The organism is Burkholderia sp. MSHR3999, assembly GCF_000833595.1.
In the GTDB taxonomy this organism is placed as follows: Bacteria; Pseudomonadota; Gammaproteobacteria; order Burkholderiales; family Burkholderiaceae; genus Burkholderia; species Burkholderia ubonensis.
This window is the reverse complement of record NZ_JRFO01000005.1, coordinates 274,940-283,908: the sequence shown is the minus strand read 5'-3', so window position 1 is coordinate 283,908 and position 8,969 is coordinate 274,940. Positions and strand designations below refer to the sequence as shown.

At 75.1% G+C, this 8,969-nt stretch carries 2 protein-coding genes; both read right to left on the bottom strand.

Going from position 1 to position 8,969, the window contains the following annotated elements; translation table 11 throughout:
- Positions 1-6: 6 nt before the first annotated feature.
- Positions 7-8,109, bottom strand: a complete 8,103-nt coding sequence (locus KY49_RS34535; protein WP_052495713.1) for an SDR family NAD(P)-dependent oxidoreductase — start codon at positions 8,107-8,109, stop codon at positions 7-9.
- Positions 8,097-8,963, bottom strand: a complete 867-nt coding sequence (locus KY49_RS34530; RefSeq protein ID WP_052495712.1) for a beta-ketoacyl [acyl carrier protein] synthase domain-containing protein — start codon at positions 8,961-8,963, stop codon at positions 8,097-8,099. Before KY49_RS34530 ends, KY49_RS34535 begins: the two co-directional genes overlap by 13 nt.
- Between the last annotated feature and the right edge of the window lie 6 nt (positions 8,964-8,969).

The following is an 8,969-nucleotide window of genomic DNA, read 5'->3' as shown; positions in this document are numbered from 1 at the left end:
TTGCGGTTAGTCGTCGCCCATCTCTTGCCTGAGCAGCGCGGACAGCTCGTCGATCGGCAACCCGGCAGCCGCCTGCCCGGCCGCGCCCGCCGGCTCGCGCGGCGCGCGCGCCGCCGCGAGCCGTTCGAGCAGGTAGCCGGTCAGGCTCGCCACGCTCGGGTAGTCGAAGATCGTGTCGACGTGCAGGTCGAGCGCGAAGCACGCGTCGAGCTGATCGCTGAATTCGACGGCCGACACCGAATCCATGCCGAGATCGAAGAACGGGCGTTCGTCGGAGACGGCGCCCGCGTCGATCTTCAGGAACCGCACGAGCAGGTCGCGCACGAGCGTCGCGACCACCTGCGCCTGCGCGTCGGGATTCAGTTGCGCGAAATCGTCGGGCAGCGCGGCGGGGGCGTCGCCGGGGGCGGTCTGCGCGGGGGCCTTTTCATGTGCTTCGTGCGCTTCGTGCGCTTCGGTCGCTTCGGTCGCGGCATCGCCATCGCCCGCCGGCAGCGCGGCGCGGCGGAACCGCGCCTGCTCGATCACCGCGAACACGCGCTCGTGCTCGTCGACGAGCGCGAGGTCGTAGACGAGCTCGCCTGCCGCGCCCGCGTCGGGCAGATGGCGCACGACGCAGCTGAAGCGCTCGCCCGCGGGCCAGCCGGCGATCGACACGCGCCGCAGCGCGAACGGCAGGTAGCTCGCGCCCGCTTCGCCGTCCGACGCGTGGTCGATCGCATTGACGGCTTGCAGGCACGCGTCCAGCACGCGCGGATCGACGGCGAACGCCGAGTCGATCGCGCGGATCTCCGCCAGCGCGCGGCCGGCGTCGCAGGCGAGCCGTTCGATGCGCCGGTAGCTCGGGCCGAGCCGCAGTTGCGGCGGCAGGCGGTCGCGATAGAACGCGTCGCCGTCGTGGCGTTCGGCCGACGGCTCGCGCAGCGCGCGCAGGCTCGCGAGCCAGGATTCGGCCTGCGCCTGCGTCGGGCCGCCTTCCGCCGCCAGCTTCGCGACCGTCGCGAACGGCTGCGCGGCGCGCTCGGCAGTGGACCAGTCGTGCAGCGACGCGCGTCCGTCGGCCCCGATCTCGAGTTGCGCGTCGAGCCGCGCGCCGAACCGCAACGGCCTCAGGAAGCGCGCGTCCTCGAGCGTGACGCCGTGCGCCAGCGCGTCGCGGCCGAGCGCATGCAGCACCAGCGCGAGCGTGCCGGCCGCGGGCAGCACGTTGTCGCGGCCGAGGCGATGCTCGTCGAGGAACGGATGACGCTCGCGATCGAGCGCGAATTCGACGTAGCGGCTGCCGTCGCGCGCGGAGACGAGATCCGCGACGACGATGCCGGCCGCGGCCGGCGCCGTTGCCGGCGCAGATGCCGGCGCGGCCGGCGTCTGCGGCACCCAGTAGCGGCGCGCCGGGAACCGGCTGGCCGGCAGCTCGATGCGGCGCGCGCGCGACGGCTCGAAATACGCGTGCCAGTCGATGCGCTGGCCGCGCGCCGGCAGCGCGGCCAACAGCCCGGCCAGCCCGCCGAGCGGGCGGCCGTCCAGCGCGCAGGACGGCAGGACGACGACGGCCGGCACGCGCTGCGTCCCGCGCGCCGGCGCGTGAGCCCGGCAGGCCCGCGCGGCCGCCTCGTTCAGCTCGACCGGCCACGACGGCACCGGCTCGAACGCGAGCGCGACCTCGCTCTCGCGGTCGCCCAGTTGCGCCAGCGCATCGCGCACGGCCTGCGCGTCGTCGGCCACGAGGCCGTCGAGCATCGCGTCGGGATCGAGCGCGCCGCCGAGCGCGGCGGCCACGAAGCAGAGCGGGCCGCGCGCATGAATGCGCTCGGGCTGCACGCCGAGCCGCTGCAGCAGCCGCCCGAACGCGTAGACGAGGATGGCCGCTTCGAACGCGGCGGCGTCGCCGAGGCACAGCGCGCGGCCCGTGGTCGGCGCCCGGCCGCGCGCGCGCAACCCGTCGACGCACGCGTCCACCGCGTCGCGGAACGCAGGATAGAGGTCGTAGAAATGCACGGCGCGCGCCGCCCAGTCGGGCCGCCCGCCGTCGCCGAGCCGCCATTCGAGCGGCGCCGGCGCGGCCGGCCGGTCGAACGCCGGCCCGGTGCCGGCCGCCAGCGCCAGCAGCCCGTCGCGCAGCTGCGCGGCCGAGCCGGCCGGCAGCACCGCCTGCACCGCATGGCCCGCGCGCGACACGCTGAGCGTGTAGGCGACGTCGGCCGCCTCGGCGCCGTTCGCGAGCGCCGCCGCGTAACGCGCGGCGTCGGACGCCAGTTGCGCGCGATCGACCTGCGAAAGCATCGCGAGCGGCACGAAGCCGGCCGGCGTATCGGGCAGCGTCACCGGCGCGACGTACTGCTCGACCAGCAGATGCGCATTGGTGCCGCTCAGGCCGAACGAGCTGACGCCCGCCACCAGCGGCGCCGCCGCGTGCCAGCCGCGGCGCTGGCCGACCACTTCGAGCGCGCCGCGCGCCCAGTCGAAATTGGGATTCGCGCGCCGGTAATGCAGATGCGGCGGCAAGGTCTCGTGCCGCATCGACAGCAGCACCTTGATCAACCCCGCGATGCCGGCCGCCGCCTCGGCATGGCCGATGTTGGTCTTGACCGAGCCGAGCAGCAGCGGCGCCTCGCGCGGCGTCCTGCCGTACACGGCCTGCAGCGCGTTCAGCTCGATCGGGTCGCCGAGATGGGTGCCGGTGCCGTGCGCCTCGACGTAGGACACGCGCTCGCGCCCGATGCCGGCGTCGGCCAGCGCCTTCTCGAGCACGCGCTGCTGGGCCAGCCCGTTCGGCACCGTCAGGCCGCCGGCGCGCCCGTCGTGCGCGACCGCGCCGCCGCGGATCACGCCGAGCACCGGATCGCCGGCCGCGACCGCGTCGGCCAGGCGCTTGAGCACCACCACGCCGCAGCCCTCGCCGCGCACGAAGCCGTCGGCATCCGCGTCGAACGTGCGGCAGCGCCCGCTCGGCGAGAGCATCCCGCCCGCGCATTCGAGCACCAGCGGCTCGGGCGTCAGCTGCAGGCTCACGCCGCCGGCCACCGCCATGTCGCAGGCGCCCGAGCGCAGCTGCTCGCAGGCGAGCTGCACGGTGACGAGCGACGACGAGCAGGCCGTGTCGATCGTCATCGCCGGCCCCATCAGGCCGAACGCGTGCGCAATGCGGCCCGAGACGATGCTGTTCGCGGAGCCGGTGCCGACGTAGAACGCATGCTCGCGCACGTGCTGCGTCAGTTGCAGGTAGTCCTGCGTCATCACGCCCATGAACACGCCCGTCTCGGAACCGCCGAGCGCGCCCGGATCGATGCCCGCGCGCTCGAACGCCTCGTAGCAGACGTCGAGCAGCATGCGCTGCTGCGGGTCCATCAGCTCCGCCTCGATGCCGGCAATGCCGAAACGCTCGGGATAGAACTGGTCGACCGTGTCGACGAAACAGCCTTCGTCGACGTAGGCCTTGCCCGGCTTGCCCTTCTCGCTGTCGTAGTACCGCGCGTGATCCCAGCGCTCGGGCGGGATCGGGCCGGCCGTGTCGACGCCGTCGGCGAGCAGCTCCCAGAACGCTTCCGGCGAATTCGCGCCGCCCGGGAAGCGGCACGCCATCGAGATCACAGCGATCGCGCCGCCGGCGTCGCGATCCGCATCGCGCGGCCCGGCGGGCGGCTTGGCCACGGCGGCGGCGCTTGCCGGCGCGGACACCGCCGCCTCGGCCGAGGCCGGGGGCGCGTCGGCGCGCGGCGCCTGCTCGGCCAGCGCGCCGAGCAGGAAGTCCGTCAGCGCCGCGACGCTCGGCTGGTCGAACAGCAGCGTCGATTCGAAGCGCTGCCCGAAGCGCCGTTCGAGCGTGCCGCGCAGGTCGATCGCGAGCAGCGAGTCGAGCCCCTGGTCGAACAGGCTGGCCTGCGCGTCGATCGCGCCGGGACGCTTGAGCAGGGCGCCCGCCGTCTGCGCGAGATAGTCGCCGAGATGACGGCGACGCTCGCGCACGCTCATCCGCAGCAGGCGCGCCAGCCACGCGTCGCCCGCTTCCGCGGCCTCGCCTTCGCCGTCGCCTGCGCCGTCCCGCGCCGCATCCACCGCGCGCATGCCGGCGGCGGCCGGCGCGTCGGCCAGCAGTTCGGCGAGCAGGCGCCGCACCTGCGGCTGGCGGCTCGCGTCGACCGGCTGGCGCAGGTTCAGCGGCAGCACCGCGAGCTGCGTATTGGCGCAGCCGAACTGGCGCGCGATCACGGCCGCGCCCTGCTCCGGCGCGATCACGCCCGCGATCGAGCCCTCGGCGCCGAGCCGCGCGCCGACGTCGCGCGCCGCCGCCGCGCCGATCTCCGACCATGCGCCCCAATCGAGCGCGACGGCGGGCACGCCCTGGCCGCGCAGATACCAGGCGAACGCGTCGAGGAACGCGCTCGCGGCGGCGTGATTGGCCTGGCCCGGATTGCCCATCAGCCCGGCCGCCGACGAATACAGCACGAAGAAGTCGAGCGCGCACGCATCGAGCAGCCGGTGCAGCAGCAGCGCGCCGGCCATCTTCGGCCGCAGCACGCGCAGGTAGCGCTCCCAGCTCTGCTGGCCGACCACGCCGTCGTCGAGCACGCCGACCGAATGCACCACGCCGCGCAGCGGCGGCGCCTCGGGCGGCACGCTCGCGAGCGCGGCGCGCAGCGCCGTTTCGTCGCCGACGTCGGCCACCAGCGCATGCACGGCGACGCCCTGTTCGCGCAGCCCGGCGAGCGCGGCCTCGGCCGACGCGGGCACGCGACGGCCGAGCAGCAGCAGGTGCCGCGCGCCCTGCGCGGCGAGCGCGCGGGCGGTCTCGATGCCGAGTGCGCCAAAGCCGCCCGTGATCAGGTAGCTCGCGTCGCCCGACACCACGGGCGCGCCGGCCTCGACCAGCGTCGCCGCGCGCAGCCGCGGCACGAACCACGCGTCGCGGCGCACCGCGATCTGGCATTCGTCGCGCTGCGCGAGCGCGCCGAGCAGCGCGGGGCCGACCGGCTCGTCGCGATCGACGTCGACGATCCGCGCGAACCGCGCGTTCTCGTTCACGAAGGCCGGCAGATGGCCCCACAGCAGCGCCTGCAGCGGTTCGGTCACGCCGCCCGCGACCGGTTGCGCGCCGGCCGTCACGAAGCTGGCCTGCAGCTCGCGCCAGCGCGGCAGCAGCAGCGCCTGGCACAGCGCGAGCGGCTCGCGCAGGTACGGTTCGGCCGCGACTTCCGGATCGGCCGCGTCGAGCGTCGCGGCGCGCGCCGACCATGCATAGACGATCTCGGTCACGGCGCCGTGCGCGGTTTCGATTGCGTCGAGCCGGCCGGCGAAGTCGTCGCGTTCGAGCGGCGCGCGCGGCGCGTCCTCGTCCGCGCTCACGACCGACACGATGCGCCCGCTTTCGCGCAACGCCGCCACCAGTTGCGTGGACCAGTCGTCGGCATCGGCGAACACGACGCAGTGCCCGCCCGCGCGAGCGGCCGCCTTGCGCGCGACGATCACGCTCTCGGTGCGGCCGGCCTCGGGCGTCGCGAGCGCCGGCTCGAAGCCCTGTTCGCGCAGCACGCGGTCCCACTGCGCCGCGTCGAGCAGCGGGCCGTCCTCGCGCAGCCCGGCATCGGTGAAGCTCCACCAGCCCGGCGTGAGCCCGAAGGTCACGTCGAGCCACGCCTGCGGCTCGGTCACTTCGCGCAGGATCAGCATCCCGCCCTCGGCGAGGCACTCGGACAGATGCGCGAGCGAGGCCGCGATGCCGGCCGTCGCGTGCACCACGTTGACGGCGATCACCACGTCGAACGCGCCGGCGTCGAAGCCCTGCTCGCCCGGCGGCGCCTGGAGGTCGAGGCTGCGGTAGGTGACGAACGCGTCGCCGGCGAACTTGTCCTCGGCGCGGTGCAGGAAGTGCGCGGACACGTCGGTGAACACGTACTCGGCGGCGCGAGCGCGCAGCACCGGCAGCACGCGGCTGGTGGTGGCGCCGGTGCCGGCGCCGACTTCCAGCACGCGCAGCGGCCGGCCCTCGGGCAGCGCGTCCGCGAGCCGCGCGACCAGCGCCGCGATGCGATCGTTGAGCGCGAGGCTGCCGGCGCTGTCCTGGTAGACCGATTCGACGTCGGCCGCCTGCGCCGGCTCGAACAGCAGCGTCAGCGCGCCGACCCGGCCGCGCAGCACGTCGGCGAGCACCTCGCCGCAACGCACCAGCAGGTCGAGCTCGCGCGTTTCGCCGCCCAGCTCGCGGCGCAGCTCGGCCTCGAGCTCGGGCGTGCTGCGCGTGGGCACGGGCAGCGTGTCGCGCAGCGCCAGCAGCCGGCGCACCAGCCGGTGATGGGCGGGCGCGATGCGGTACTGCGACTCCAGCGCCTGCGGCGACGGCAGGCCCGCACGCAGCCGGGCCGGCGTCAGGTCGAGCGCGTCGAGCGCGCGGCGGATATAGCCGGCCGCGATCTCGTCGAAGCCGCGCCGCACCGTGGCGGAGACCACGCGCGACGCGGCGCCCTCGTCGGGCCCGAGCCCCGCGACGAGCGCCGCCGCCGCGAACGGGAAACCGGCCGCGCGGCGCGCGCGCGACGGCATCCATTGCCGCTCCAGCAGCCAGTCGCGCCACGCGTCGGCCGCCGGGCGCGGCCGGTAGCGCGCCGCGTCGAAGCGTTCGACCGACACCACCTCCCGGCCGTCGTCGTCATAGACGCGCAACTGCACCGAGAACGTGTCGCGCTCGCGCAGGTAGTCGTGCAGTTGGGCGTCGTCGTCCCAGGCCGGCGCCGGCCCGACGATGCGGGCCGCGCACCAGAGCGTGGCCGCCCGGCGCCCGGCGTCCTCGACGCCGTGCAGCGCGGCCGGCACGAACAGGCCCCGCGCGCCGCCCGGCTCGCCCAGGCCGCCTTCACCGGCGGCCGCGGCGCCGATCACCTGGAAACAGGCGTCGAGCATCACCGGGTGCAGGCCCGGGCCGCTCCAGCCGCCCGTCAGCGCGGCCGGCCGCACGATGCGGCCGAGCGCGACGCCGGGGCCGCGCCACAGGCCGTCGATCGCGCGAAACGCCGGGCCGTAGGCCACGCCGGCCTCGCGCGCCGCGCGCCGCAGCGCGTCGGGCGACACCGGCTCGGGGCAGGCGGCGCGATCGGCCGCCAGGTCATGGCGCCGCGCGCTCGGCGCGCGCGCGGCGCGCACGCTCGCGCGCACATGGTGCTGCCAGTCGTCGCGGCCGGCGCGGCGCGTCAGGATGTCGACGGCCACCGCGCCGCCGCTGCGCGCGCCGACGCGGCAATAGAGGCCGAGCGGCGCGTCGTCGAGCACGCAGGGCTGCAGCAGGCTCATCTGCTCGATGCGCGCGGCCGCGCCGAGCGCCGTCGCGCACGCGTGCGCGACCATGTCGACGAAGCAGCTGGCAGGCAGCACGACGTCGCCGGCCACCACGTGATCGCGCAGGAACGGCTGGCGCGCGAGCGACAGCTCGCCCGCCAGCAGGCAGCCACCGTCGGGCTCGTTCATGCTGGTCGCGAAGAACGGATGGCGGACCGGATCGAACAGCGCCGGCAGCGCGCCGGCGCGCGCCGTCATGTAGTCGGGCAGCCAGTAGCGGCGGCGCTCGAAACGGTGCGCGGGCCGCGCGGGCGCGCCGGCCGCGCCCTCGTCGCCGCGCGCGAGCAGCAGGTGCGCGTTGGTGCCGGTATAGCCGAACGAGCTCAGCGCGACCAGCGCCGGGCGCCCGTGCGGCCACGCGGCGGCGGCGCCCTTCGGAAACAGCAGGTGCTCGCTCAGGCCGTCGAAATGCGGGTTCAGCGCATCGAGATGCGCGACGGGCGGCAGGCGATCGTGCCGCAGCAGCTGCACGAGCTTGATCAGCCCGGCGATGCCCGCGGCCGATTCGCCGTGGCCCATGTTGGCCTTCACGGCGCCGAGCGCGAGCGGCGCGCGGCGGCCCTCGGCGCGGCCATAGACGGCGTCGATCGCCTGCACCTCGACCGGATCGCCGAGCGGCGTGCCGGTGCCGTGCGTCTCCAGGTAGCCGACCTCGGCCGGGTCGACGTGCGCACGCGCGAGCGCGTCGCGCATCACCTGCACCTGCGCCGGGCCGTTCGGCGCGCTGAGGCCGTGGCTGCGGCCGTCCTGGTTCACCGCCGAGCCGCGGATCACCGCCAGCACGGCGTCGCCGTCGGCGCGCGCGCGCGCGACAGGGTCTTGAGCAGCACCAGCCCGCAGCCCTCGGCCCGCACGTAGCCGTCGGCCTCGTTGCCGAAGGCATTGCAGCGCCCGCGCGCGGACAGCATCCGCGCGACGCAGGCGCCCACCGCCGTCTCGGGGCTCAGCAGCAGGTTCACGCCGCCCGCGAGCGCCATCGAGCATTCGCCGAGGCGCAGGCTCTGGCTGGCTAGGTGCACGGCGACCAGCGACGACGAACAGGCCGTGTCGATCGTGATGCTCGGCCCTTTCAGGCCGAACACGTAGGACAGGCGGCCGGCCGCCGCGCTCGGCGCGCTGCCGGCGCCGACGTACGGGTTCAGGTCCTCCGCGCGGCGGATCAGCCGCGCGTAGTCGCTGTTCATCTGGCCGACGAACACGCCGATGTCGGCGCCCTTCACCGATTTCACGTCCAGCCCGGCGCGCTCCAGGCAGAACCAGGCCTCCTCGAGCAGCAGCCGGTGCTGCGGATCGATGTACGGCGCCTCGTCCTCGGAGATGCCGAACGCGGCCGGCTCGAAGCCGTCGATGCCGTCGAGCAGCCCGAAGCGGCGCGTGTAGATCCGCCCCGCCTCGCGCGGGTCGTCCGCATGCCAGGCGTCCATGTCCCAGCGCTGGCCGGTCATCGTCGCGACCGTATCCGCGCCGTCCTCGATCACGCGCCAGAACGCGTCCGGGTCCGCCGCGCCGGGAAACCGGCACGACATGCCGATGATCGCCACCGGCTCGTCGACGCCGGACTCGAGCTCGCGAATGCGCCGGTCCTGTTCCTGGATCTTGCGGATCGAGCTTTTGAGCAATGCCTTGTAGTCGTTCAACTCGGA